Source organism: Sphaerotilus microaerophilus (assembly GCF_023734135.1).
Lineage (GTDB): Bacteria > Pseudomonadota > Gammaproteobacteria > Burkholderiales > Burkholderiaceae_C > Sphaerotilus > Sphaerotilus microaerophilus.
The window spans coordinates 5,874,079-5,899,510 of sequence record NZ_AP025730.1 but is presented as its reverse complement, the minus strand read 5'-3'; the positions used below and the strand labels follow the sequence as shown (position 1 = coordinate 5,899,510).

At 69.8% G+C, this 25,432-nt stretch carries 25 protein-coding genes and 1 pseudogene; 13 read left to right on the top strand and 13 right to left on the bottom strand.

Going from position 1 to position 25,432, the window contains the following annotated elements:
- Positions 1-44 precede the first annotated feature (44 nt).
- Positions 45-806, top strand: a complete 762-nt coding sequence (locus NGK70_RS25580) for an alanyl-tRNA editing protein (RefSeq protein ID WP_251971243.1) — start codon at positions 45-47, stop codon at positions 804-806.
- A 59-nt stretch (positions 807-865) separates the two neighbouring features.
- Here the strand turns inward: NGK70_RS25580 and NGK70_RS25575 are convergent, their stop codons facing one another.
- Positions 866-1,450 (bottom strand): GFA family protein, encoded by a 585-nt coding sequence (locus NGK70_RS25575; protein ID WP_251971242.1) that lies wholly within the window; start codon positions 1,448-1,450, stop codon positions 866-868.
- 280 nt (positions 1,451-1,730) lie between these two features.
- Here NGK70_RS25575 and NGK70_RS25570 point away from each other — a divergent pair, with 280 nt between their 5' ends.
- Entirely contained in the window at positions 1,731-2,432 is a 702-nt protein-coding gene (locus NGK70_RS25570; RefSeq protein ID WP_251971241.1) for a fumarylacetoacetate hydrolase family protein, read from the top strand.
- A 69-nt stretch (positions 2,433-2,501) separates the two neighbouring features.
- Here NGK70_RS25570 and NGK70_RS25565 read toward each other — a convergent pair whose 3' ends face one another.
- The 6 genes from NGK70_RS25565 to NGK70_RS25540 form a co-directional block, all read right to left on the bottom strand.
- Complete coding sequence (locus NGK70_RS25565) at positions 2,502-2,720, bottom strand: HP1242/YdcH family protein (RefSeq protein ID WP_251971240.1); 219 nt, start codon at positions 2,718-2,720, stop codon at positions 2,502-2,504.
- A 127-nt stretch (positions 2,721-2,847) separates the two neighbouring features.
- Complete coding sequence (locus tag NGK70_RS25560) at positions 2,848-3,330, bottom strand: acyl-CoA thioesterase (RefSeq protein WP_251971239.1); 483 nt, start codon at positions 3,328-3,330, stop codon at positions 2,848-2,850.
- Between the two features lie 6 nt (positions 3,331-3,336).
- Complete coding sequence (locus NGK70_RS25555; RefSeq protein WP_251971238.1) at positions 3,337-3,876, bottom strand: GNAT family N-acetyltransferase; 540 nt, start codon at positions 3,874-3,876, stop codon at positions 3,337-3,339.
- Between the two features lie 536 nt (positions 3,877-4,412).
- Positions 4,413-5,831, bottom strand: a complete 1,419-nt coding sequence (locus NGK70_RS25550; protein WP_310742610.1) for an L-serine ammonia-lyase — start codon at positions 5,829-5,831, stop codon at positions 4,413-4,415.
- Between the two features lie 35 nt (positions 5,832-5,866).
- The gene (locus tag NGK70_RS25545; RefSeq protein WP_251973901.1) at positions 5,867-7,084 is read right to left on the bottom strand and encodes a M20 aminoacylase family protein; all 1,218 of its coding nucleotides are present in this window, start codon (positions 7,082-7,084) and stop codon (positions 5,867-5,869) included.
- A gap of 59 nt (positions 7,085-7,143) precedes the next feature.
- Positions 7,144-8,205, bottom strand: coding sequence for a tripartite tricarboxylate transporter substrate binding protein (locus NGK70_RS25540; RefSeq protein WP_251971237.1), 1,062 nt, complete (start codon positions 8,203-8,205; stop codon positions 7,144-7,146).
- A 155-nt stretch (positions 8,206-8,360) separates the two neighbouring features.
- Here NGK70_RS25540 and NGK70_RS25535 point away from each other — a divergent pair, with 155 nt between their 5' ends.
- The 5 genes and pseudogenes from NGK70_RS25535 to NGK70_RS25515 all read left to right on the top strand — a co-directional run.
- Positions 8,361-9,254 carry a LysR family transcriptional regulator gene (locus tag NGK70_RS25535; RefSeq protein WP_251971236.1) on the top strand — a complete coding sequence of 298 codons (894 nt, stop codon included), beginning with the start codon at positions 8,361-8,363 and terminating at the stop codon, positions 9,252-9,254.
- Positions 9,255-9,306: 52 nt separating this feature from the next.
- The gene (locus NGK70_RS25530) at positions 9,307-9,951 is read left to right on the top strand and encodes a LysE family translocator (protein WP_251971235.1); all 645 of its coding nucleotides are present in this window, start codon (positions 9,307-9,309) and stop codon (positions 9,949-9,951) included.
- Positions 9,952-10,109: 158 nt separating this feature from the next.
- Positions 10,110-10,877, top strand: coding sequence for a helix-turn-helix domain-containing protein (locus NGK70_RS25525; RefSeq protein ID WP_251971234.1), 768 nt, complete (start codon positions 10,110-10,112; stop codon positions 10,875-10,877).
- Positions 10,874-12,484, top strand: a complete 1,611-nt coding sequence (locus NGK70_RS25520) for a wax ester/triacylglycerol synthase family O-acyltransferase (protein ID WP_251971233.1) — start codon at positions 10,874-10,876, stop codon at positions 12,482-12,484. Before NGK70_RS25525 ends, NGK70_RS25520 begins: the two co-directional genes overlap by 4 nt.
- A gap of 14 nt (positions 12,485-12,498) precedes the next feature.
- Positions 12,499-13,752 (top strand): annotated as a pseudogene (locus tag NGK70_RS25515) (wax ester/triacylglycerol synthase domain-containing protein); the annotation flags it as partial.
- Positions 13,753-13,933: 181 nt separating this feature from the next.
- Here the strand turns inward: NGK70_RS25515 and NGK70_RS26550 are convergent.
- From NGK70_RS26550 to NGK70_RS25500, 4 genes are all read right to left on the bottom strand, one after another.
- The gene (locus tag NGK70_RS26550) at positions 13,934-14,746 is read right to left on the bottom strand and encodes a lipase family alpha/beta hydrolase (RefSeq protein WP_310742564.1); all 813 of its coding nucleotides are present in this window, start codon (positions 14,744-14,746) and stop codon (positions 13,934-13,936) included.
- 36 nt (positions 14,747-14,782) lie between these two features.
- Complete coding sequence (locus NGK70_RS25510; protein WP_251971231.1) at positions 14,783-15,952, bottom strand: alpha/beta hydrolase; 1,170 nt, start codon at positions 15,950-15,952, stop codon at positions 14,783-14,785.
- A 30-nt stretch (positions 15,953-15,982) separates the two neighbouring features.
- Positions 15,983-16,828 carry a thioesterase family protein gene (locus tag NGK70_RS25505; protein WP_251971230.1) on the bottom strand — a complete coding sequence of 282 codons (846 nt, stop codon included), beginning with the start codon at positions 16,826-16,828 and terminating at the stop codon, positions 15,983-15,985.
- Between the two features lie 112 nt (positions 16,829-16,940).
- Positions 16,941-17,381: an SRPBCC domain-containing protein gene (locus tag NGK70_RS25500; protein WP_251971229.1), complete on the bottom strand. Its 441-nt coding sequence runs from the start codon at positions 17,379-17,381 to the stop codon at positions 16,941-16,943.
- Between the two features lie 145 nt (positions 17,382-17,526).
- On the opposite strand from NGK70_RS25500, the gene NGK70_RS25495 reads away from it, so the two are divergent.
- Positions 17,527-18,720, top strand: coding sequence for a DNA alkylation repair protein (locus NGK70_RS25495; RefSeq protein ID WP_251971228.1), 1,194 nt, complete (start codon positions 17,527-17,529; stop codon positions 18,718-18,720).
- On the opposite strand, the gene NGK70_RS25490 is transcribed toward NGK70_RS25495, so the two are convergent.
- The gene (locus tag NGK70_RS25490; RefSeq protein WP_251971227.1) at positions 18,704-19,225 is read right to left on the bottom strand and encodes a DUF4347 domain-containing protein; all 522 of its coding nucleotides are present in this window, start codon (positions 19,223-19,225) and stop codon (positions 18,704-18,706) included. The genes NGK70_RS25495 and NGK70_RS25490 overlap by 17 nt on opposite strands.
- A gap of 249 nt (positions 19,226-19,474) precedes the next feature.
- Positions 19,475-20,875, bottom strand: coding sequence for a calcium-binding protein (locus NGK70_RS25485; protein WP_251971226.1), 1,401 nt, complete (start codon positions 20,873-20,875; stop codon positions 19,475-19,477).
- A gap of 464 nt (positions 20,876-21,339) precedes the next feature.
- Here NGK70_RS25485 and NGK70_RS25480 point away from each other — a divergent pair, with 464 nt between their 5' ends.
- The 5 genes from NGK70_RS25480 (at position 21,340) to NGK70_RS25460 (ending at position 25,364) form a co-directional block, all read left to right on the top strand.
- Positions 21,340-22,089 carry an MBL fold metallo-hydrolase gene (locus NGK70_RS25480; RefSeq protein ID WP_251971225.1) on the top strand — a complete coding sequence of 250 codons (750 nt, stop codon included), beginning with the start codon at positions 21,340-21,342 and terminating at the stop codon, positions 22,087-22,089.
- A gap of 141 nt (positions 22,090-22,230) precedes the next feature.
- On the top strand, positions 22,231-22,524 hold the full coding sequence (locus NGK70_RS25475) for a type II toxin-antitoxin system Phd/YefM family antitoxin (RefSeq protein WP_251971224.1): 294 nt from the start codon (positions 22,231-22,233) through the stop codon (positions 22,522-22,524).
- Positions 22,521-22,979, top strand: a complete 459-nt coding sequence (locus NGK70_RS25470; protein ID WP_251971223.1) for a PIN domain-containing protein — start codon at positions 22,521-22,523, stop codon at positions 22,977-22,979. The genes NGK70_RS25475 and NGK70_RS25470 overlap by 4 nt, the downstream gene beginning before the upstream one ends.
- Positions 22,980-23,153: 174 nt before the next feature.
- Positions 23,154-24,278, top strand: coding sequence for a P-loop ATPase, Sll1717 family (locus tag NGK70_RS25465; protein WP_251971222.1), 1,125 nt, complete (start codon positions 23,154-23,156; stop codon positions 24,276-24,278).
- 12 nt (positions 24,279-24,290) lie between these two features.
- Positions 24,291-25,364 carry an IS630 family transposase gene (locus NGK70_RS25460; RefSeq protein WP_251971221.1) on the top strand — a complete coding sequence of 358 codons (1,074 nt, stop codon included), beginning with the start codon at positions 24,291-24,293 and terminating at the stop codon, positions 25,362-25,364.
- Positions 25,365-25,432 lie beyond the last annotated feature (68 nt).

Here is a 25,432-nt window from a genome sequence, read left to right as displayed (position 1 = left end):
GGCGGTGCTGCACGAAAGCCGCACGAGAGCCGCACAATGGCCGCATGACCTGCACGCCACCTCCCGACCCCGCTATCACCCCCACCGCTGAGCTGTTCCGCGACGATGCCAGCCTGACCGAGTGCCCCGCGACTGTGCTCTGCGTGAGCGAGCGCGGCGTGGTGCTCGACCGCACGGTGTTCTACCCCCAGGGGGGCGGCCAGGCCGGCGATGCGGGCGAGTTGGTCCGTGCCGATGGCCTGTGCCTGGTCATCGCCGACACCCGCAAGGGCCGGCCGCCCGAGGATGCACCCGGTACCGTGCTGCATCTGCCAGCCGATCCGGCTGCCGCGTCCGCGTTGCGCCCGGGGGATGCCGTCACCGCGCGCATCGATGGCACGCGCCGCCGCGCCCACATGCGCTTCCACACGGCGACCCACCTGCTGTGCGCGCTGGTACCGCACCCGGTGGACGGCTGCTCCATCACGGCGGGCTACGCGCGGCTGGACTTCCACACCAACGAGCCGCTGGACAAGGCCGCCCTCACCGAGGGGCTGGCCCGCCTCGTCGCTGAGTCCCGTCCGGTGACGACCCGCTGGATCGACGATGCACAGCTCGACGCCAATCCCCAGCTGGTGCGCAGCATGAGCGTGCAGCCGCCGCGTGGGAGCGGTCGGGTGCGGCTGGTGGAGATCGAGGGGGTGGACCTGCAGCCCTGCGGGGGGACCCACGTGGCCAACTCGGCCGACGTCGGCGCCGTGGTGGTGACCAAGATCGAGAAGAAGAGCGCGATGACGCGCCGCGTCGTCCTCGGCTTTGCGGACTGACCGGCCCACGCACGGCGCGCGGGTCACCCGATCCGCCCGACTCAGCCGAGGTTCCTGACCTACCCGTCGGTTTCGCCACGGCCGGCGCGCCTTGCCGCCTGCCAGGCCTCGATGCGCGGCAGCAGCATCTGGCGCCGCGCCAGGCTGGCTGCGGGCCAGTGCGCCTCGCGTTCGTAGTACTCCGGCACCGCCGGCACGCCGGGCGGCAGCAGCACCCAGGGCTGCTTGGTCGCGGTGAAGATGTGGATGTCCGGCGGCAGCCGATCGGGCTCGTCCAGCGTGCCCACTCGCACGAAGCTCACCAGCGGCCCGGCCCCTGCGTAGTGGCTCCAAACGGCCACGTGGCAGGTCGGGCAGCGGGCGATCTGTTGCCCCAGGCCGCTTGCGGACGGCGTGTCCACCAGCGCCGGCGCCTGTGCCAGCGACGTCACCCGGTCGGACTCGATCATGGCATTCAGTGCGAACGCAGCACCGCTCTCGCGCTGACACCAGCGACAGTGGCAGCAGTGCACGAACAGCGGCGGCGTCTGCAGGCGGTAGCGCACAAGGTGGCAGTCGCAGCCCCCCTCCAGCGGAAACAGCGGGGGTGCTGCGGTGACTTGGTGGGCTGGGTTGACTGGATGGACTGGGGCGGTGTGGACCATGCGGGGTTCCCGGAGAGGAGGGGATTCGGCCATGGTCGCGTTGGCAGCCTACGGCGGTGAAACGGGTTTACCCGATGTCGATGGCTGATGTCCTGTGCGCAGCTGCCCGTGAACAGCGCGACGGCGCGAGCGCTTCTATGATGCGCTGGAGCGGCTGTACCGCTGAAACGCCAGCGAGACCGCCTTGCCCAGGGTTAATTCCCTGCGATCTCAGGCCTCGTGCTCCCTCCCGCGGCCCTTTGCATTCCTGGCTCTTATCTCTGATCCGATCGGATTTCGCATGACCGCCTACCTCTGGAACCCGCCCGCCGTCCAGTCGCTGCCCGTGCGTGGCAAGACCGAGCGCCTGCCCATCAACCGCATCTTCTGCGTCGGCCGCAACTACGCCGCCCATGCCATCGAGATGGGCCGTCCGGTGGACAAGGCCACCGAGCGCGCCTTCTACTTCACCAAGTCGCCGTCGGCGCTGGTGGACAGCGGCGCCACGGTGCCGTACCCGCCCGAGACGAAGAACTACCACTACGAGATGGAATTGGTGCTGGTGATCGGCAAGGCAGGTTTCCGCATCCCGGCGGCCGATGCCCATGAGCACATCTACGGCTACGCCACCGGCCTGGACATGACCCGCCGAGACCTGCAGCTGGTCGCGCGCGACAAGGGCCGCCCCTGGGACACCGCCAAGGACATCGAGCAGGGCGCCCTCTGCTCCGAGGTCGTGCCGATGCCCGGCGTGGTGCTGGAGCGCGGCGAGATCGCGCTGGAGGTCAATGGCCAGACCAGGCAGAAGTCCGACCTGGACAAGCTGTTGTGGAACATCCGCGAGATCATCGAGGACCTGTCGCTGTACTACCACTTGCAGCCTGGCGACATCATCTACACCGGCACGCCCGAGGGCGTCGGCGCGGTGGTCCCTGGCGACGTGATCACCGGCCACGTCGAGGGCGTGGGCGAGATCAGCCTGACCATCGGCCCGGCCGAGTAAGCGCCGCGCGCCAAAGCAAAGGCCCCGGCACCTTCGCGGTCCGGGGCCTTGGTTCGATCGGCCGCAGCGTCAGGCCGCGCTGGCCTTGCGCAGGATCGTGTAGAGCTGGTCCTTGAGGTGCAGCTTTTCCTTCTTCAGGGTTTCGATCTCTTCGTGCGTGCCGTGCACGACGTGCGATTCCATGTTCTTGATCTGCTGGTCCAGTTCGTTGTGTTTGTCGAACAGGTGCAGGAAGTGGTGGTCGCTGGTCTTGAGCTGGGTGATCAGTTCGCGGAACTCGGGGAACATCAGGGGACTCCTCTTGGTGTGCAAAGGTGATGGGTCGAGCGGATGGAGACACTCTAATGCAAGCGCGGGGCTCCGATCGCGCGTGGCCCCGAGGCGGTGCAGCCTTCTGAACCGGACCTGCCCCAGGTCAAGTTACAGCGGCTGGCGCAGGCAGTCCGACCGGCGTCGGTCGATCGGCTGAAGCGATGTAGGCCGCGACGAACTCCGCCGGCATGCGCCGCGCCCGGCCGCTGGCCAGCTCGATGCACACCAGCTCCCAGCGCCCACGCAGCACGGTGGCGCCGTCACGGTGGCGGATGAGCTGGAAGCGCCGCTCCATCTTCACCTTGCCGTCGCCCGGGAACAGCCAGGTGCCCAGTGTCAGCGCGTCGCCCACCTGCGTGGGCAGCAGGTAGTCGTACTCGCCGCGGTGGATCGCCATCGCGCGGTCCAGCCGCCGGTAGTCAGCCAGGCCCAGCCCCAGCGCTTCGGAATGCGCCCAGGCCGTTGCCTCGCACCACTGGAGGTAGACGGCGTTGTTGGTGTGGTTCAGCCCGTCGATGTCGCCCGGCTGCGGCGCCACGGGGCGGGTGAATGGGTTCGGATGGTCCCAGTCCATGGCGGTGTTCATGCCATCTCAGCCGTCCACCGGTTCGGCTGGCGTGGGCAGCTGCTTCTGCCAGAAACCCAGGTCCAGCCAGCGGCCGAACTTGAAGCCCACCTGCGGCAGCGTGCCCGTGTGCACGAAGCCCAGCTTCTCATGCAACGCGATGCTGCCTCGGTTGGCCATGTCGATGCCGCCCACGAGCACGTGCAGGCCGCGCTCCTCGGCCAGGCGCAGCAGCTCGCGCAGCAGCGTCTCGCCCAGGCCGCGTCCACGCTGGTCGGCGCGCACGTAGATCGAGTGCTCGGCGGTGTACTTGAACGCCGGAAAGGCGCGGAAAGGCCCCCAGCTGGCAAAGCCCAGCAACTGCCCGTCGGCGGCGAAGGCGCCCACCACCGGATGGTTGCCCGTGTGCTTGGCGTCGAACCAGGCCTGCATCGTCTGCATCGTGCGCGGCCGGTACTCGTACAGCGCAGTGCTGTTCTGGATCGCGTCGTTGAAGATGTCGAGGATCGCGGCGGCGTGCGCGTCGAAGTGGCAGGGGCCCAGGGTGACGGAGCGGTCGGAGGTCATTGGCGGCGACTCGGGCAGGGAACGCAGATCCGGCCAGCTTACACGCCGGCGCGGTAGCGCACGCTCAGCTCACCCCTGTCCACGCTGGAGGTGTCGCCCGATCAGCGCACGGTCTGCAGCTCCCTGGGCCCCGTCGTCACGGTCACACCAGACCGGCTGCATTGACCTTCGCCAGCACCACGGTTGTTGATCACCACCTGCGCGGGTTGAGCACCCCCGGCCGGCCGTGAAGGCCTGGATGCGGCTGGGCACAGGCAGTTCGTCGGCCACGGCCCGGGACTCGGCTCCGTGCCCCCTGGCGGTAGGGCAACCCGCTGCGCGATGGCGAAGTCGAAGTGCTCGCGCCGTCGGAGCTGGGCTTGGACCGCATGGCGCGGCAGGACCCGGTGATGATCCCCTCCGGCCAGCCCATGGAACTGCTGGTGTGGTTCCCGCCCGGCGACACCGGCGATGACACCGCCCCCTGCCATCGGGTCCAGCACCAGGCCAGGGGGCTTGATGTCGCACTTCACCGTGCAGGCCGGAACGACACGACCTCAGCACTCGACGATGTTGACAGCCAGGCCGCCGCGGGCGGTCTCCTTGTACTTGCTCATCATGTCGGCGCCGGTCTGGCGCATCGTGCGGATGACCTGGTCGAGGCTGACGTGGTGCGTGCCGTCGCCGTGCAGCGCCATGCGCGCGGCGCTGATGGCCTGCACCGAGGCCACCGCGTTGCGTTCGATGCAGGGGATCTGCACCAGCCCGCCCACCGGGTCGCAGGTCAGGCCCAGGTGGTGCTCCATGCCGATTTCGGCGGCGTTCTCGACCTGCGCTGGCGTGCCGCCCAGCACCGCGCACAGGCCGGCCGCCGCCATCGAGCAGGCCACGCCGACCTCGCCCTGGCAGCCCACCTCCGCACCGCTGATGCTGGCGTTCTCCTTGTAGAGCAGGCCGATCGCCGCGGCGGTGAGCAGGAAGTCGATCACCCTGGCCTCGTCGGCACCGGGCACGAAGCGCACGTAGTAGTGCAGCACGGCGGGCACGATGCCGGCGGCGCCGTTGGTCGGCGCGGTGACCACCCGCCCGCCCGCGGCGTTCTCCTCGTTCACCGCCAGCGCGAAGAGGTGCACCCAGTCCAGCGCCTGCAGCGGGTCGGTGGGGCTGGCGCCCGAGGCGGCGGCCGTGGTCGCTGCGCTCAGGCTGCGATGCAGCGCGTGGGCGCGCCGGCGCACCCGCAGGCCACCGGGCAGGTGGCCGACGCTGCGGCAGCCCTGCGCCACGCAGTCCTGCATCACCCGCCAGATGCGCAGCAGGCCGGCGTCGATCTCGGCGTCGCTGCGCCCCTGGCGCTCGTTGCGGCGCATCAGCTCGGCGATCGAGCAGTCCAGCCGCCGCGTCAGCGTCAGCAGCTCGGCGGCGCTGTGGAAGGGGTGCGGCAGCGGGGGGGTGGCCAACGGCGCCGCAGCGGCGTCGGCCCCGCCCGCTCCCCCGGCGTCCGGGACCACGAAGCCGCCGCCCACCGAGTAGTACTGCCGCTGGCTCAGCAGCGAGCCATCGGCGGCCAGCGCAGTGAAGCGCATGCCGTTGGCGTGCTGCGGCAGGCTCTGGCGGCGGTGGAAGACCAGGTCGCTGCGCTCGTCGAAGGCCACCGCATGCACGCTCCCGTCCCCGGGCGACAGCGGCAGCTGGCCGCTGCGGCGGATGCCGTCGAGCAGCGCCGGCACGGCGTCCACATCCACCGTCTCGGGGTCGTGGCCGGCCAGGCCCAGCAGCAGCGCCTTGTCGCTGCCGTGGCCCTTGCCGGTGGCGCCGAGCGAGCCGAAGAGCTCGCAGCGCAGCCTGGCGGTCTGCGCCAGCTGGCCGTCGCGGGCCAGGGCCTCGACGAAGCGGCGGGCGGCCCGCATCGGCCCGACGGTGTGCGAACTGCTCGGGCCGATACCAATCTTGAACAGGTCGAATACCGAGATCGACACCGCCATCGCCATCGCCATCGTGTCGCTCCTTCAGCCTACGCCGGAGCCGCCAGGTACCGCTCCACCAGCCGCACCCAGAACGCCGCGCCGACGGCGACATTGTCGTCGTGGAAGTCGTAGCCCGGGTGGTGGACCATGCAGGCCCCCGGCGGCGGTGCGGTGGAGCCGTCGCCCTCGGGCGCGCGCTCGCCCTGCTCACCGTTCCCGATCAGCACATAGCTGCCCGGCACACGCTCGAGCAGGAAGGCAAAGTCCTCGCTGCCCGTCAGTGCCGGCCCCTGCTGCGTGACCTGCCCGGGGCCGAGCAGCTCCAGCGCCACCTGGCGGGCCAGCTCGGTTTCCGCCGGGGTGTTGACCAGGACGCTGTAGCCGGGCTTCCAGTCGATCTCCGCGCGCACGCCGAAGCTCTCGGCCTGCGCGGCCACCAGCGCGCGGATGCGCCGCTGCAGCAGCTCGCGCACGCCGCGGTCGAGCGAGCGCACGCTGAGTTCCAGCGTCGCCTCGGCCGGGATGACGTTGTTGGCCCGCCCGGCGTGCAGTGCGCCGACGGTGACCACCGCCGTCTGCTGCGGGTCGACGTTGCGCGACACCACCGTTTGCAGCGCCATCACGAGGCTGGCTGCGGCCACCACCGGGTCGGCGGCGAGGTGCGGCATGGCGCCGTGGCCGCCCACACCGCGCAACGTGATCGTCGCGGAGTCGGACGAGGCCATGGCCGCTCCCTCGCGCAGCACCAGCCGGCCCTGCGGGAGGCCGGGCATGTTGTGCATCGCGAAGACCGCGTCGCAGGGAAAGCGCTCGAACAGCCCGTCGGCCAGCATGCGCTGCGCGCCGCTGCCCCCGGGCACGCCGCCCAGCTCCTCGGCCGGCTGGAAGATCAGGTGCAGCGTGCCGTCGAAGGCGCCCTCGCGCGCCAGCCGCTCGGCCGCGGCCAGCAGCATCGCGGTGTGGCCGTCGTGCCCGCAGGCGTGCATGCGCCCGGCGTGGCGGCTGCGCCAGGGACGGCCCTCGGCGTCGGTCTCCTGGATCGGCAGCGCGTCCATGTCCGCCCTCAGGCCGAGCGAACGGCTTCCGGCGCCGCGGTGCAGCGTGCCGACCACGCCGGTGCCGCCGACCTCGCGGGCCACGGCGTAGCCCCAGCTTTCGAGCCGCTCGGCCACGATCTCGGCGGTGCGCAGCTCGGCAAAGCCCAGCTCGGGGTGGCGGTGCAGGTCGCGGCGCAGCTCGATGAAGGGCGCCGCCGACGCGCGCATCGCCGCCAGCAGCCCGGCCGCTTCGATCGGCGCGTTCACGGTCGCACTCACTTCGGCACTCACTGCGCTTCCAGCTTGATCGACTTGGCGATGGCACGGAAGCGTGCCGTCTGCGCCTCGTACTCCTTCTGCGCCTCGGCCGGGCTCATCATCGCGGGGATCATCCCGCCCAGGCCCTCGAGCTGCTTGCGCACCTGCTCGTCGCCCATCGCCGTGGCCAGCGCCTTGTTCAGCGCCTGCACCACCGGCTCGGGCGTGTCTTTGCGCACGAAGTAGCCGGTCCAGGCGTTATAGGCGAAGTCCTTGGCCTTCACCAGCTGGCTGTCGTTGATGCTGCGCCAGGCCTTGAGCATCGGCACCTCCACCTTGCCGGCCGGTGCCAGCGTGGCGAGGATCTTCAGCCGCCCCTGCTCGACCAGCGCCACGTCCTTGGCGCCCACGACGATGAAGCTCACGTCCACCTGCCCGCCGGCCAGGTCGGTGGACAGCGGCGCCATGCCCTTGTAGGGCACGTGCGTCATCGGCGCGCCGGCCAGATGGGCGAAGTGTTCGCCCAGCACGTGGTAGAACGAGCCGACGCCCACGCTGCCGTAGGTCAGCGGCCGGCCCTCGCCGGCGGCCTTCTTGGCCAGCGCGGCCAGCTCGTCGATGTTGTTGGCCGGCAGGTCCTTGCGCGCCAGCACCGCCATCGGGAAGGCGCCGATGATCTGCACCATCCGGAAGTCCTCGGACTTGTACTTCACCGCCTGCAGCGCCAGCGGCGCCAGGATGGTCTCGTTGGGCGATCCCTGGTAGATCATGTGCCCGTCGGCCGGGGTGGACAGCACCTTCTGCGCGCCCAGTGCGCCGCTGACGCCGCCCAGGTTCTCGATGATCACCATCTGCCCCAGCGCCTTGGCCAGGGGCTTCTCGACGGTGCGGGCGATCGCGTCGGACAGGCCGCCGGCGGGGTAGGGCACCATCAGGTTCACCTGCCGATTCGGGAAGGACTGCGCCGCGACCGGCGCGGCCGCGGCCAGCAGGGACCCACCCAGCAGCGCCGCAGCACACAGGCCGAGCAGCGGCCGGCGGGCCAACGAGGAAGGAGCGTGGGAGGGGATGGGGCGACGGGGGGTGTGCATGCCGGTGTCTCCTGAGCCCGTCCCGCGGGCCGCGTGGTGTGGGGAATCGAGGCCCCATCGTAGGCAGCGTGACAGGTGTAGTCCAATGCATTTATTCTTGGAAAACGATTCCCCGGAATCATCGTTTTCCACCCACGCTTTGATCGAGGGGCCCGATGACCCTGGTCCAGCTCCGCCACCTCGTCTCGCTGGCGCAGACCGGCTCCTTCAGCCGCTCGGCCGAGGCGCTGCACCTCACCCAGCCGGCGCTGAGCCGCAGCATCCGCTCGCTGGAGGACGAGCTGGGCCAGCCGCTATTCGATCGCATCGGCTGGCGCAGCGAGCCCACGCCCTTCGGCCGCGAGGTGCTGGCGCGCGCCCGGCGCCTGATCACCGAGGCCGAGGACCTGCAGGAAACCGCCGAGCGCCTGCAGGCCGGCCAGGCCGGCCGCCTGCGCGTGGGCCTGGGCTCCGGGCCGGGCGCCATCCTCACCGTGCCGATCCTGCGCCACATGGCCACCCACCACCCGGCCGCGCAGGTCGAGTTCGCCCGCGGCCACACCGCCCTGCTCGAACAGGCGCTGCGCGAGCGCCGGCTCGATGCGCTGGTCGTCGACGCCCGTTCCGTACCGCCCTCGGCCGACCTGCAGGTGGAGCCGTTGGCCGAGCTGCGCGGCGCCTTCCTCTGCCGCGCCGGCCACCCGCTGCTGGAGGACTCGGCTCCCCAGGCCCCGCTCACCTTCGAAACGCTGCGCCGCTACCCGCTGGCCTCCACCCCGCTGAGCGACGAGATCGGCCGCCTGCTGCTGGAACGCTACGGCCCCCAGGCCCACCTGGACGACTGCATCACCCTGCGCTGCGAGGACATCGCCACCCTGGTGCAGGTGGTGGCCAGCAGCGACGCCATCCTGCTCGCGGTGCGCGCCGCGGCGCCCGACCTGGTGGAGCTGCCGCTCACCCCGCCGCTGGACGCCGCCGCCCGCTTCGGCCTGGTGACGCTGGTGGGCCGCTCCGAGCCGCCGCTGCTGGGCGTGGTGCGGGGGTTGATCGGGGCGTTGCTGCGCGACTGACCGGCCCGCCGCCGCAAGAATGGCCACGCCGGCCCTCCCTATCATCGCCCCCATGCTCACCCTCGACCAGGCCCTCGGCTTCCTGCTGGCCGCCCTGCTGATCACTGCGACCCCCGGCCCGGACAACCTGATGGTGCTCGGCATGGGCATGTCCCGCGGGCGGCGCCAGGGCATCGCCTTCGGGCTGGGCTGCGCCATTGGCTGCCTGAGCCACACGCTGCTGGCGGTGGTGGGTGTGAGCGCGCTGGTGGCGGCCTCGCCCACCGCCTTCACCCTGCTGAAGTGGGCTGGCGGCGGCTACCTGATCTGGCTGGGCGCACAGGCGCTGCGCCATGCCGGGGGCGCGCAGGGCGCCGGTATGGGATCGGCCGCCGCCCGGGCGGCGGTGGTGCAGCCGCTGCGCACGCTCTTCGCCAAGGGGCTGTTCGCCAACGCGATCAACCCCAAGGTGGTGCTGTTCTTCCTGTCCTTCCTGCCGCAGTTCGTGGAGCCGGCGCGTGGCGCGGTCGGGCTGCAGCTCGGCGCGCTGGGCATGATCTTCACGCTGCAGGCTGCGCTGCTGTTCGGCGCACTCGGCTGGTTCGCCGGCTCGGTGGGCGCCTGGCTGAACCGCCGGCCCCGTGCCGGGCTCTGGCTGGACCGGGCGGCGGGCACCGTCTTCATCGGGCTGGGGCTGCGGATGGTGACGGCGCGGTGATTGGCCCGCTCTGGACTTGATCCCCCTCAAGCCCGACGCGCGGCCCGACACCCGGGCGACACCCCGGGCCGCCCTGCGCAGATCAGAATTTCCAACGGGGCAAGCCGCGCTGGCGCAGGTGTGCTGATGGCTGGGCGCGGCGCCCCGAGGAGACGTGCATGCCCACAAGGAAGAGAGCCCCCGCGGCGACGCCCGCAGACGCCGTGGCCGATGGCGACGGTCCGCTGCTGTCCCTGGCCAAGCAGGTGCGCGGCTGGGCGGACGTGGTGCTCGGCCTGGCCGGTACCGCCACCGATCTGGGCCTGAGCCTGGCGCAGTCGGCCGTGAAGGACCCCGGCAAGAAAGCCGCGGTGGCCGAGGCCGGGCGGCTGATCCGCCAGTGGCGCGTGGCCGCCGGGATGACGCTCGACGAGGTGAGCGAAGCGGTCGGCCTGGGGGACAGCGCCTTGATGTCGCAGGCCGAGGGGGGCGTGGTGGCGCTGCCCTTCGACGTGGTGCTGCGCCTGGCCGGGGTGCTGGGCCGGCACGACCCGATCCCGGTGCTGATGGGGCTGACGCGGCAGTACTCGCCAGAGCTGTGGGCTTCGCTGGAGTCGCTGGGCATCGGCCGGCTGGCGGTGCAGGGCGCGCGTGAGCGGGAGCTGGCCAACATCTACCGCCGCAGCGATGCGGCCAGGGCGCTGGACGATGCCCGCTTCGCGGTGCTGCTGGCCTTCACGCAGCAGGCCTTCGACAGTGCGCTGGCGCTGACGGCGCCGGTGGAGGCGGCTCCTGCATCTACAGACCCGTCGCCGCCCAGGCCACCCGACAGGCCTGCAGCGAAGGCGGCGGCCAAGCGGGCTGCCAAGGCGCCGCGGGCCCCGGCCTCCACCACCTCACCGGCGAGCGCCCCCGCTGCCACCCGTCGCCGGAGCTCACGCGCATGAAAAGCCTGAGCGGACTGGATGGTGCCTTCCTGCACCTGGAGACGCCGGCGACGCCGATGCACGTCGCCTCGCTGCATTGCTTCGATGTGCCGCCGGGCTACCGCAAGCACTTCGCCAACGAGATCCGCCGGCAGCTGCAGCGCCGGCTGCACCTGGCGCCGGTGCTGCTGCGCAAGCTCGCGCCGATGCCGCTGCAGTTCGCCAACCCGGTGTGGGTGGAGGAGCCGGCGCCGGACCTGGACTGGCACGTCACCGAGCTGCGCCTGCCCGAGCCCGGCACGCGGGCTCAGCTGGAGGACTGCGCCGGGGCGCTGCACTCGCAGCTGCTCGACCGCAGCCGCCCCCTCTGGCAGATCACGGTGATCGACGGGCTGGCGTCCGGGCAGAAGGCCTACTACGTCAAGATCCACCACGCGCTGCTGGACGGCCAGGCCGGCGTGATGCTGGCGAAGGTGCTCTTCGACCTGGCGCCGCAGCCGGCCGTGGCAGCGCGCAAGGCCAAAGCCGCGTCGGCGGCGGCTCCGGAGGCGGGTGGCGCTGCCGAAACCGCCGAGTCTGCCGAATCGCCCGGCATGCTCGCGCTGGCCGCAGCGGCGCTGCGGCACGACGCGGCGCAGTACGTCAAGCTGGTGCGCCACCTGCCGGAGGTGGTGACGACGCTGGCCGGGCTGCTCGGCGTGGGCCGGGGCGACAAGCCGGCTGCGGCGGCGGCGCCGGCGGGCAAGGGCCGGCTCGGGCAGAACTTCGCCTTCGGCCCCAAGACGCCGCTGAACGTACCGATCACCGGCGAGCGCGGCTTTGCCGGGGTGACGCTGCCGCTGGAGCTGCTGCAGCAGCTGGCGGCGCAGCACGAGGCCAAGCTCAACGACATCGTGCTGGCGCTGTGCAGCGGGGCGCTGCGGCGCTACCTCGACCGCCACGGTGGCATCCCGCGCAAGCCGCTGATCGCGACGATGCCGATCTCGCTGCGCAGCGCCGGCAACACCGAATTCACGACCCAGGCCACCCTCAGCCTGGTGAACCTGCACACCCACCTGGCCGACCCGGTGCGGCGCCTGCGCGCGATCCGCGATGCGGCCGGGGCGGTGAAGGCGCTGGCGCGCACCGCCAGGAGCGTGATCCCGACCGACTTTCCCTCCATCGGCACGCCCTGGCTGCTGCAGGGCCTGGCGGCGCTGTACGGCAAGAGCCGGCTGGCCGGCGCGATCCCGCCGATCGCCAACGTGGTCATCTCCAACGTGCCCGGCCCGTCGATGCCGCTGTACGCCGCCGGTGCGCGCATGACGGACTACTGGCCGCTGTCGATCACCGAGCACGGCGTGGGGCTGAACATCACGGTGATGAGCTACGCCGGCACGATGGGCTTCGGCTTCACCACCGCCTGCTGCGCGGTGCCGGATGCGCGTGAGCTGTCCGCCGCGCTGCTGGAGGCGCTCGACGAGCTGGTGACCCCGCCGGTGAAGCCGCCGCGTCGCCCCCCCGCCCGGAAGGCGGCGGCGCAGGAGGTGCCGGCGAAAACGGCCGCAAAGACGGCCGCCAAGACGGCGGCCAAGACGGCCGCCAAGAAGGTGGCCAGGAAAGTCGCCAGCCAGCCCGCCCAACCCTGACCGGAGCCGAACCCATGCGCCAGCTGAGCCGACACGACGCGAGCTTCCTGTACGCCGACACGGTGCACGCCAACGCCAACGTCACCTTCGTGCAGATCTATGACCCCAGCACGGCACCGGGCGGGGCGGTGCGCTTCAAGAGCATCCTGGCGCACATCCAGGGGCGGCTGCACCAGTCCCCGATCTTTCGTAGCAAGCTGCTGCGCGTGCCCTTCGAGCTGGACGAGCCCTACTGGGTGGAGGACGAGTACTTCGACCTGGAGTACCACGTGCGCCACATCGCCCTGCCCAAGCCGGGCGACTGGCGCCAGTTCTGCATCCAGGCCTCGCGCATCCACGCCCGCGCGCTGGACCTGAACCGCCCGCTCTGGGAGATCTACGTGATCGAGGGGCTGGACAGCATCACCGACCTGCCGCCGGGCAGCTTCGCGCTGCTGACCAAGATCCACCATGCGGCGATCGACGTGGAGAGCCGCAACGAGTTCATCGAGCTGCTGCACGACCGCAGTCCGCGCCCGCCGAAGGCGCAGCCGCCGCAGCCCTGGTTCCCGGAATCGGCGCCGGGGCCGCTGGCGCTGCTGTCGCGCGCGGCGCTGCACCGGGCGTTCTCGCCGCTGAAGTGGATGGAGCCGCTCACGCGCACGCTGCCCAAGGCGCTGACCTTTGCCCGTGACGTGCTGCACCCCGAGCATCACCTCTCGGCCACGCGCTTCCACGCGGTGGTCTCGCCGCACCGGGTGTTCGACACCCGGCGCTTCCTGGTGGCGGAGTTCGAGGCCATCCGCGCCCTGGTGCCGGGCGCGACGGTCGATGACGCGGTGCTGGCGGTCTGCGCCGGCGGCCTGCGCAGCTACCTGGCGCGCCAGGCCGAGCTGCCCGAGGCGGACCTGACCGCCCAGGTGCCGGAGCAGGCGCCTGGCGCCACGCAGGGCACCCGCCACATCCAGCTCGGCACCTCGATCGCGGACCCGGTGCAGCGACTGGCCTGGATCCATGCGCAGACGGCCGCGCCGGCCCCCACGGCGGGAACGGCGGCGGCGCGCAACCTGGCGCCGCCCTGCTGCACCGTCACCGCGGTGAGCAGCCCGGACGGGCCGGTGTACCTGCACGGGGCGCACATGACCTACTTCTCGGCCATCCTGCCCATCAGCGACGGCATGGGGCTGGTGTTCGCGGTGAGCCGCTACGACGAGCGCATCGTCATCTCGCCCACCTCCTGCCGCGAGCTGGTGCCCGACCCGGAGGTCTTCACCCAGGGCGTGCGCGACTGCTTCCAGGACCTGCTCGCCTTGGCGCGCCACGACCCGTCGCTGGCGGCCAGTGCCGGCGCGGCGGCGGCAGCAGCAGCGCCGCCCAAGCCCAAGCCCAAGCCCAAGCCCACTCCCGCAAGGACATCGCGCAGCCGGCCCGCGGCGCCGCCGGCCGCGCCCACCGGCGCCCAGAAGACGGTCAGATCGGCAGGCGCTCGTGCGTCAGCAGCCGGTACGCCTGCCCCATCAGCCCGGCAGGCTCGAAGCGCTGCCAAGCCCCCTGCGGCTGCGCCAGACGGTCGGCGACGATCCACAGCACCATCGGATTGAAGCCCAGCCCGATGTGGCTGCCCGGCACGCGGATGTTCTCGTGCCGGGCGGGGTCACCTTCGACGGTGGCCTCCTGCGGCGGCACCACGCCGTCGCTCAGCGAGTAGAGGCAGGACAGCGGCATCGGCAGCGCCATGCGCTCGCGCAGCTTCTTGGCACGCGGCTGCATGGTGTGCGCGGCCGGCCCCAGCGGGTGGGCGATCAGCCGGTACATCGCCTTCACGAAGGGCGGCGAGGCGCTGCCCTCCGGGTCCACCGTGATCGGGCTGCCCAGCGTGATCACGCTGCGCACGCACTCGGGCACCTGGTGCGCGCCGTAGAAGGCGAACACCCCGCCGAGGCTCCAGCCTACCAGGCTGACGGGCCGCCCACTGCGGTGGTGCATGAAGCGGATCTTCTGCTCCAGCGCGTTGGCGTGCCGGGCGTGGAAGCCGACGTTGCGCCCCAGGCCCCAGGTCTCGACCTCGTAGCCGCGGTTCTTCAGGAAGACCTCCAGCCCGATCAGCGTCGCCTCGCTGCCCATGAAGCCGGGCAGCAGCAGCACCGGGTGGCCGTCGCCGCGCGGGGCGGTGGCCAGGAAGGGCAGGGCCCAGGGCAGGGACGCCATCTCCAGCAGCGCACGCCACTCCAGCGCGGAGTGCAGGAGGCTGGGCCGGCCGGTGTGGGGATGTCGTGTGGCCATGGCGACGATCTTAGGTCCCGGCCCGCCCGCGCCGGGTCACGCGGGTGACGCGGGTGACGCGGGTGACGCCGCCGCCCGGTCGGGCGCCCGGGGCAACCCGGAGGGCGGGGCCACCTCGGCGAGGAACCGGCCGATCTGCGCCAGCGCCTCCTCGGCCTCGGGCAGCTCCGGGTTGAAGATGGGCCAGGCGTGCACCGGGTGCCGCCAGGTCTGCAGCCGCACCGGCGAGCCGGCGGCGCGGGCCCGGTGGGCATAGCGGCGGGCATCGTCGAGCAGCATCTCCGCCTCGCTGGCCTGCAGCAGCAGGGGCGGCAGGCCGTGGAGGCTGCCGCGCAGGGGCGAGATCAGCGTGTCGCGCGGGTCGATGCGCGTCTGCAGCCAGGTCATGGCCTGCAGCAGCCAGCCCGGCAGCCGCACCAGCTGGCCGAGCATCGGGCCCAGCATCACGTCGCTGTGGCGGTTGCGGCGCAGGCTCGGGCTGGCCAGGCAGCTGTCGGTCAATGGGGAGATCGCCACCGCCGCATCCGGCTGGCGCAGGCCCGCGTCGCGCAGCCAGGCGAGCAGGGACAGCGTCAGGTTGCCGCCGGCCGACTCGCCAGCGACGACGACGGTGCTGGCGGGCGAGCGATCTGCCACCCCGCCCGGGCCGTGCTCCAGCATCCAGCGGTAGGCCTGCCGGCAGTCCTCGATGCCGGCGCGGCGAGGGTGCTCGGGCATCAGCCGGTAGTCGATGGCCAGCACGGCGCCGCCGGTCAGCGCGGAGAACCGGCTGGTCAGCGTGCGGTGGCTGCGCGGGCTGCCGATGATGAAGCCGCCGCCGTGGAGGTAGAGCGTGCGCCGCGAGCCGTCCGCGCCCGGTGCCAGCACCCACTCGGCCGGCACGCCGGCGCAGTCGACGGGGGTGAAGGTGGCGTCGAGCACGCGGTCCGCAAAGGCGCCGTCGATGTGCCGGCGCAGCGCGGCGATGCGCTGGCGGCCGGTGCTGCCGCGCAGCGCCTGGCCCAGCGTCGCCAGGGAGGCTTCCACCGCCCGCAGCTGGGCGCTGGGCTCGGGGCCGGTGGAAAAGCGCTCGATGAAAGGGGCGCTGACGGTGCCTTCGAGCGGCCCGTCGAAGGCCGACAGATCCTCGGGACGCAAACGCCAGGCCGCCAAGCCCACCAGCAGCCCGGCACCAAGCAGGACGCACCACCAGATCTCGACCGCCATGCCAGCCCTTCCTCCTGCCCGGTGCCCGGTTCAGCGCGAGCGCACCGCCAGGCTCTGCGTGGCCCGCCCGACCAGCCCCTGCTCGTCGTAGAGCGCCGACTCGGCCAGGCCCGTGCCGGCCGGGCCGAGGCAGGTGCGGGCCTCCAGGCAGATCCACTCGCCCACCGGGCGGCGCAGGAAGTTGATCGTCAGGTCGGCATTGACGAAGCTCCAGCGGCGGAAGTCCAGCACGCCGCTGATGCCGTTGCCCGAGTCGGCCGCCACCGCCACGCGCTGGTAGGGGCTGGGCGCCTCGTCGGCCACCAGCGGGTGGCTCATGCGGAACCACACCGCGCAGGGGCCGTGCCAGAACTCGCCCGCGGCCGAGCGCGTCTCGACCAGGTTGGCGTAGCCGATGTGGTCGTGGCCGAAGGGGAAGCGTGCCGGCCCGCTCTCGTCCGGTGAGCGCGGCGCGGCGGGCAACGGGTGGCCGGCCAGCGAGGCGGGCAGTTCCAGCGCCGGTTCCGCCTCGCGCTGGGCCAGCGCGGTGAAGCGGCCCACTTCCTTGCCGTGCGCCATCAGGTGGGCGGAGAAGTGCCCGGCGTTGCGGCCCACGTAGTCGGTCATCACCTCGACGATCAGGTCGCCGATCGGCACCGGCCGCAGGATGTTGGCCGTCAGCCGCGCCAGGTGCGTCAGGCCATGCTCGCGCGCCACCGCCTCCACCGCGCGGCAGACCAGCGCCACTGGCGGGCCGGCGTGCTGGTGGCCCATGTCCCAGGGGCCGCGGGTCAGCTCGCTGGCTCGCCAGACGTGGGTGTCGATCCTCGTGTAGGCCGCAGTCGGCAGGGGCGGCAGGGCGGGATCGGAGGGCGCGACGTTGGTGTCGTTGGGCATGGTGGTGCAGGAGGGCAAGGGCGGGAAGCGATCGGCGGGGCCCTGCCAGCTTAGGCGCAACCTCCGGTGCCGATTCGACACCTGGGTGACACCCGGGCGGGCCTGCCGGTGCTCAGGCCGGCGCGACCGGGGACAGTGCGCGGGTCAGGCGATCCAGGTTCTGCTCGTTGGCCGGCTCCACGATGTGCCGCACCGCCTGGGCCACCTGCGCGTCGTCGAAGACCTGGGTCCAGTCGAGCCGGCTGCCTCCGTCCACCGCCGCCTCCAGCCGCACCGTCAGCGTGAACAGCGGCGCGTTGACGTGGCGGATGACGATCCGCTCGCCGGGTTCGAGCACCTCGAACCGGCTCTGGTTGGGGTAGTGGCTGCCGTCCGGCCCGTGCATCTCGAACAGCCAGCGCCCACCGGGCTGGAACTCGAAGACCTCGAAGGTGTTGGTGAACCCGTCCGGCCCCCACCAGGTGGCCAGGACCTCGGGCGCCGCGAAGGCCGCGTAGACCGCCCCGGGCGGGTAGGGCAGGGTGCGGGTGGTGTGGAAGGTACACGGGTCCATGGGGCTTCCTCGAAGGCGTGGGTGGCCTCATCTTGCACCCGGACGGGCACCCTGCGGGCCACTCGGGAACGGGCGGTGCCCGCGACACAATGGGCCGCAGGATCGACGCCACTCGTCGCCCACCCATCCTCCGCCTGCCCCCGCCATGGAACCCTTCAAGAACTTCCTCAACGTCGGCGTGGCCGCGAACATCGGCAGCCAGCTGCAGCGGGTCGACCCGGGTTTCGACCGCCGCCGCTTCGAGGCGCTGGCCACCGCCGGCCTGGACGCGCTGGAGCTCAAGGCCCGCGCGATGCAGATGGCCGATGCGCTCGAAGCCACCCTGCCCGCCGCGTTCGGTGAGGCCTGCGACCAGCTCGAAGCGGCTCTGGCACCGCCCTGGGCGGACGACCGGCTGGGCAGCGAGGTCAGCGCACCGCTCGGGCGCGACGGGCTGGAAGGCTGGGCGCTGTGGCCGGTGGGTGAGTTCGTCGCGCGCCGCGGCAGCGCGAACCTGGAGCTGGACGTGGACCGCGCCCTGCAGGCCCTGCACGCGATCACGCAGCGCTTCAGCGCCGAGTTCGCCATCCGCCCGCTCATCGTCGCCGCGCCGCAGCGGGTCTTCGAGACCCTGCAGCGCTGGACGGCCGACCCCAGCGCGCATGTGCGCCGCCTCGTCAGCGAGGGCAGCCGCCCGCGCCTGCCCTGGGGCCTGCGGCTGCGTGCGCTGGTGGACGACCCCTCGCCCACGCTGGCGCTGCTGCGCGCGCTGCAGGACGACCCCAGCGAGTACGTGCGCCGCAGCGTGGCCAACCACCTCAACGACATCGCCAAGGACCACCCCGATCTCGTCGTTGCCTGGGTCGGCGAGCACCTGCCCGACGCCCCGCCCGCCCGGCGCGCGCTGCTGCGCCACGCCAGCCGCACGCTGATCAAGGCCGGCCATGCGCCGATGCTGGCGGCCTGGGGCGAGGACCGCGCGCTGCAGGGCCGGGTGGTGTTCCAGGTGGCACCGACCCACCTGAGCCTGGGCGAATCGCTCGCGCTGCAGGTGCAACTCAGCAGCACCGGGGCGCAGCCCCAGCGGCTGGTGATCGACTACGCAGTCCACCACCTCGGCGCGGACGGCGGCCTGCGCCCGAAGGTCTTCAAGGGCTGGACGCTCGACCTGGCGCCGGGCGAGCCGCGCACGCTCCGCAAGGCCCACCCGCTGCGCCCGGTCACCATCCGGCGCTACCGCAGCGGCCGGCACGAGGTCGACCTGCGCATCAACGGGCAGATCGTCGCCCGGGCGGTGTTCGATCTGCAGGTGCCGGCCCCGGCGCCCGCGGCCGACCCGGCGCTCAGGCCGGCGCGCTGAGCGCCCTGCGGGCCGCGTGCAGCAGGCCGCCATAGGCCTCCAGCACCATCGAGCGGGCGCTGCTGGCGCCGCGCTGCACGTCCAGCTCCCAGCTGCCGCCCCAGCGTGCGGCGCCGATCGGCCCGCTGGCGGCGCGCACGGGAACCTGGCTGAGTTCGAAGAGCGAATCGACGAAGTCGTGCCCGCTGACCCCGGCGGCCACGCGGCAGCCGTAGAGGAACAGCGCGCCGCCCGGCTCGATCGCCTGGCCGATGGCCCGCCAGTGGCCGGCTTCCTCCTGCAGGTCATGGCGGTCGATGCCACGCCCCGCCACCTGCAGCCAGCCCGGGTCACCGTGCGACAGCAGGTCGACCGCCGCCACCGGGCCCTCGGCGGCCAGCACGCCCGCCATCTGCTCGGCCACCGGCCGGTCCGGGTCGAGGACATGCACCTCGCAGCCGTCACGGTCGACCAGGTCGGCCAGCTCCGCCACGTCCGAGTCCACAAAGGCCATGCGCTTGCTCATGCGGGTGCTCCTCCAGGTGTTCTTGCCGCCACGACCACCGGGCCAGCCCTGGCCCGTGCGGTCAAGCCCCAGTCTCGGACCGACGGCAGAACGACTTGTAAGCCATTGTTTCGCCCGGAGGCTGACGCAGAGCTGATACCTGCCCCGGTTTCAGTCGGCGAGATCACCCCTGCAGCGGGCGCAGCCCCCGGGGCGGCGTGCACACTTTTTCACGTTCCTGTCGGCAAGCTTGTGGGCCCGTCCCGGGCTTCAGAGTTGCACCAGGAAGTCCGCGCTGGTCAACGCGGGGATGCCGGCCACCTTGGCGAAGGCGGTTGATGCCGCGCCGCCGAACCCGTCGGCGTCGTAGTAGAGCGTGCCGGTGCTGGTGTTGTAGTAGATGCCGGCACCCTGGCTGGCGGCGGTGCTGCCGGTCAGGCCGGCACCGCTGAAGAACTGCGTTGCCGACAGGGTGGTGGTGGCGCCCAGGCTGCCGAAGACGCCCCGGTAGAGCGCCAGCTTGTCCCCGGCGGCGAAGTCCGCGACGGTGTCGACGTTGCTGGCGGCGTTGAGCGTGGAATCGAAGACGAATTGGTCGACCCCGGTTCCGCCGTAGAGGGTGTCGTTGCCGGTGCTGCCGATCATCGTGTCCATGCCGGAGCCGCCGGACAGCACGTTGGCGACCGAATTGCCGTAGACCAGGTTGTTCAGCGAATTGCCGGTGCCATTGACGGCACCGGTGTTCAGCCACAGGTTTTCCAGCGTGCTGCCGAGCGTGTAGCTGACACTGCTGATGACGAAGTCAGTTCCCTGCCCAGCAGATTCCACGATCACGTCCGTGGCGGAGTCGACGTAGTAGAGGTCATTGCCGAGGCCGCCGATCAGCGTGTCCGATCCCACGCTGCCGTCCAGTGTGTCGTTGCCTGTCAGGCCGTACAGCGTGTTGTTGCTTCCGTTGCCTGTCAGCCGGTTGTTCAGCTCGTTGCCGGTGCCATTCAATGCGCCAGCCATCTGGAACAGGTTTTCGACGTTGGCTGACAGGGTGTAGCTGGTCAGCGCGGTGAAGACGCGGTCGGTGCCCTCGCCGGCGTTCTCGACCACCTGATCGGTGGTGGCATCGACGAAGTAGTTGTCGTTGCCCAGGCCACCGTACAGCGAGTCGGCTCCCGTTCCCCCATCGAGGGTGTCGTCTCCGGCTTGGCCGTACAGGGTGTCCGAACCGGCCAGCCCGTAGAACAGGTTGTTGGCGTCATTGCCATAGAGCAGATTGCCCAGGCTGTTGCCTGTTCCGGTCGTCGCAGAGCCTTGCAGCCACAGGTGCTCGACGTTGGCACTCAAGGTATGGTTCACCGTGCTGATGACCCAGTCATTTCCCTGGCCCGCATACTCGACCACCACGTCGGCGGCGTTGTCCACGTAGATGACGTCGTTCCCCGCGCCGCCGTAGATCGTGTCGGCACCCAGTCCGGCGTTGATGGTGTCGTTGCCGGCCTGGCCGTAGATGACATCGGCGGCCGTGGTCCCGGTGAGGCCTTCACTGGCTGCCGTGCCGATGATCGTGGCCATCGGGCTGACCAGGGTTGCCGGTGCCGCCGCCGTGCCTGCGGCCGGGGCGGCAGAGTCGGATACCGACAGGATCTCGGTACTCAGCCAAGGGGTTCGCTTGCTCATGTTCGTGCTCCACTGGAAGGTTTCACAGGCATCCGTCCCGCCCGGGTCGCTTCGTCTCCATCGCGGATACGGACCGATAGCGGAAGGCGCACGTCGCCTCCTGGGGCACGTTCTGGTTCTGTTTCCTCCCGCCAGCCCGCAGTGTTGAGGCGCTGCCTCGGGCGATGTGTAAACGGATGTGGCCGGGTGCGCGGCTGCGAATCGCCGGGGGCCTCTGTCTCATCGGGCGAGAAAGGGGGCGAGCGCTTTGCACGGGTGTGGGCAAGATTTCACATTTTTTCACTTTGAGGGGGCGATGTCGCGGCGTGGCTTGGCGTGGTGCGGCAAGGCCGGTCCCGCTGCGCTGCGGTCTGGTGGGCGGCGGCCGTGGGCGCGCCTGCCCGTCCTGTCGTGTGGCCAACGGGCTGGCTGACAGAATCAACCTCAACCGCCCGTCCCATTCCGGGCGGCGAGGAGGCCCTGCGATGATCTTTCGGCAACTGTTCGAACCCCTGTCCAGCACCTACACCTACCTGATCGGCTGCCCCGCCACCGGGCAGGCGCTGCTGATCGACCCGGTGGTCAACAGCATCGACCGCGACCTGGCGGTCCTCCACGAGCTCGGCCTGAGGCTGGTGCTGACCCTGGACACTCACATCCACGCCGACCACATCACCGGCGCACTCCACCTGCGCGAGCGCAGCGGCTGCCGCATCGGCACCCCGGCGATGGACCGCCTGCCCTGTGCCGACCTGGCGGTGGAGGAGGGTGTGCCGATCACCCTGGGCAGCCTGACGCTGCAGGCCCTGCACACCCCCGGCCACACCGACGGCCACCACGCCTACCTGCTCGGCGAGCGGCTGTTCACCGGCGACGCGCTGCTCATCGAAGGCTGCGGGCGCACCGACTTCCAGAACGGCAGCGCCGCCGACCTGTACCGCAGCGTCACCGGCAAGCTGTTCGCCCTGCCCGACGAGCAGCTGGTCTACCCCGGCCACGACTACCAGGGCCGCCGCGTCTCCTCCATCGGCCAGGAAAAGGCCCGCAACCCCCGGCTCGGTGCGGGCCGCAGCCAGGCCGAGTTCGAGCAGATCATGGCCGGCCTGAACCTGCCCTACCCCAAGTTCATCGACCACGCCGTCCCCGGCAACCGCCAATGCGGCGTCTGCCCCACCGACCTGCCCGAGCAGCTGCAGGCGTACTGCGGGCGGATGACGGAGAGCGTGCAGGGCTGAGGCTGGACAGCCGGCCGTCCCTGCGGACGGATGGCTGCCTGCCGAAGCGTCCGAGCTCTGCGAGGGCGTGGGATCGGCTGCAATTTGTGTACACAACTGCCAGAATGAGGCCTCCGGGCGCTTGTGCCCTGAAGGACGCCCATGAAGCTCCCCACCACCGAAGCCACCAGTGTCGGCATCCGTGAATTCCGGGCCGCGATCGCAGAGTACATCGATGCCGACCGGCCCATCACCGTGACCCGCCACGGCCAGACCGTGGGCCTGTTCGTGCCGCTGCGCCGGCCCAGCGCCGAAGACATCCAGCGCATGACGACAGCTGCCGCCGACTTTCGCAAGGCCGTGCCCCTGAGCGACGACGAGGTCGAGCAGATGGTGGCGGACTTCGACGCACTGCGGCGCGGCCAACCGCTGCCCCAGCGCAGCACCGACAAGTGACTGCGCCGCGCGCGATCGTCCTGGACGCGAACATCCTGATTCGCTACGTCCTGGGCGCCAAGGTGCCCGCCTTGCTGGCCGCCCATGCCGCGACGATCGATTTCCTGGCGCCAGACACCGCGTTCGCGGAGGCCCGCAAGCACCTGCCTGCGATCCTGCGCGCGCGTGGGGAGGAGGACGCTGGGAGCGCCAAGGGGCTGGCGGCGCTGGACGCGCTGAAGGATGTCGTCACGGTGGTGCCGCCGAGCAGCTACGCGCCTTTTCGCAAGGCAGCACTGGCGCGCATCGGCTCCCGTGACCCCCGGGACTGGCCCATCATGGCCTGCGCCCTGCTGCTGGACTGCCCGGTCTGGACCGAGGATCACGACTTCTTCGGCACCGGCGTCGCCACCTGGACCACCGTGCTGGTCGAGCTCTATTTCACCGAGCCCGAGCAGGGAGAGGCGGAGCACTGACCTGCGGGTTGGCGGTCCAACCTGCCCAAAAAGCCGCAGGCGGTGGAGGGAGAGTGTGCAGGCGGGAAGGACCACATTGCGGCAATGTCTTGCGTTAGAGTATCCGCTTGCTCGGTAGGGAATGGGGGGGAGTCCCCTTCCACCGTACTATTTGGTGTGTTACAGGGGAGTCTGATGAAACAACTTCGTGCCAGTCTCTTGGGAGAGCAAACAGCAGAGAATGATCTATCGCTCTTGCTGAGTAACTTCATAGAGACGCCTGAATATCGCTCCATCATCGAGAGCAAAGACAGCACGGTGGTCGTGGGGCGCCGGGGTACAGGCAAGAGCGCAATGTTTGCCAAGCTTGCTGACCTTTGGAAAACCGAAAAGGCCACGCACGTCATCCAGATTGCACCAGAGGACTTCCAAACCATAACCTTTCGCTCATCATTCAATGGGTTTGGTGAAAAGTACTCTCTCATTCGCTCTGCCTCCAAGATTTATTGGCGATATGGCCTTCTCATGGAGATGCTGTCGAATCTAGGCAAGAATTACAAGGTCAGAGAAAAAATTTCTCAGCACCCTGTCGCAGCGAATCATATTAAAGTCTGGCAAGCAACGAATCGAGACATTCTCAGTAAGGTTGCCGCAGCAGTTATGCCAATCATCAAAGCGGAGGCTAATATGGAAACCTCCATCGGCGCTTTGCACCAAAAACTGGAGCTAACGGAACTGGAGCACGCCTTCACCTCGTTGCTGACCCAATCAGGTATTCGATTCTTCATTCTCATCGATAGATTGGATGAGGGCTACGAGAATGATGAAGGTGGCGCGGCCATTATTTCTGGTGCTATAGCAGTCAGCGCCGAGTTCAATAAGAAGTATTCTCCGGTTCGAGTTGTCATCTTCCAAAGGGACAATATGATTCGGGCTGTTCAGAAGCATGATCCGGACTACACACGGAACATTGAAGGAGAAGTGCTCACCATTCACTGGGACACCCATCAGTTACAGAACTTGGTGGCCAAGCGTTTGAACGTTGCCTTCAATTTCAAGTTGGAAAACACCCAGAAGATTTGGGATCGGTCGACAGCCAATGAAAGCCCAAACCGTGAACTGCAAGGTATCGATGGCTTCAAGAAGTGCCTTCAATTCACGCTCTACCGTCCTCGCGACTTACTCTCATTGCTCAATCAAGCATTCTTCAATGCCGGCAGAGAGGGTAGAAATGTCATCGTACTTGGGGATATCGAAAAGACAGCCAAGACCATTTCAAACAACAGGCTTATTAACCTGGCAATTAAATACAAATGTTAGTATAATGTTTGCATGAATAAGCCTACTGACGCCCGTTCACTTTCAGAAGAATCCCTGGAGTTGTTGCGCCGGCAGGCGCACCGGCTGCGTCAGGACGGGCGGGCATGGTCCGAGATTGCTCAGATCGTTGGAGTCCACCAAAGCACGCTCATGAGTTGGGCACGGCGTTTCAATGTGGGCGGTGAAAAGGCGCCAACGAATGTGAGTTCGGCGCGGCGCGGGCGCCGTGTGGGTGAAAAGCGCACGATCAGCCTGCTCGATGAGATGGCCCTGCGCGATCAGATCGTCGGGGGCAATCCAGATCAGATGTCGTTGCCGTTCGCGTTGTGGACGCGCAAGGCGGTGCAGGAGGCCATCAAGCTCAAGTTGGGCATCGACATGCCCATTCGCACCGTGGGCGAGTATCTGCGGCGTTGGGGTTTCACGCCTCAGAGGCCCGCCAAACGGGCCGTCGAGCAGCGCAGCGAGCTGGTGCAGCAATGGATGCAGGTGGACTACCCCGCGCTGGTGCGTCGGGCCAAGGCTGAAGCAGGCGAGATCTACTGGGGCGATGAGACGGCCATCCGCCAGGACACCGCCTGGGTGCGCGGCTACGCCCCGGCCGGGCAGACCCCGGTGCTGCGGCATGCCGCGCGCTGGACCAGCATCACCATGATCTCGGCGCTGACCAACCAGGGACTGCTGAAGTTCGCCTTCCACGACGGCGCGATCAACCAGGATCGATTCATCGAGTTCCTCGCTGCGCTCGTGGCCGACAGTGCCGGCAAGAAGGTCTTCCTGATCGTGGACAACCTTCGGGTTCACCGGGCCAAGGCCGTCACGCAATGGCTCGAAGGCAAGGATAGGCAAATCGAGGTTCATTACTTGCCGCCGTACTCGCCCGAAGCCAATCCCGACGAGATCCTCAACCGCGACTTGAAGACCGAGTTGCGCATGCGCCCGGCGGCCAAGGACTCCGATGAACTCAAACGTATCGCTGAGGAATTCATGAAGACACTCGCTGAACTACCCGGAAAGATCAAACGCTACTTCAGGAGCAAGACGGTTTCATATGCGAGCGTCGCCATGAACTGGTCTTATATTTAATTGCCGGGTTAATAATGACTTAAAGAAGGAATACGTTTCCATCATCCCGTCATTGCCAAGCGCTGTCT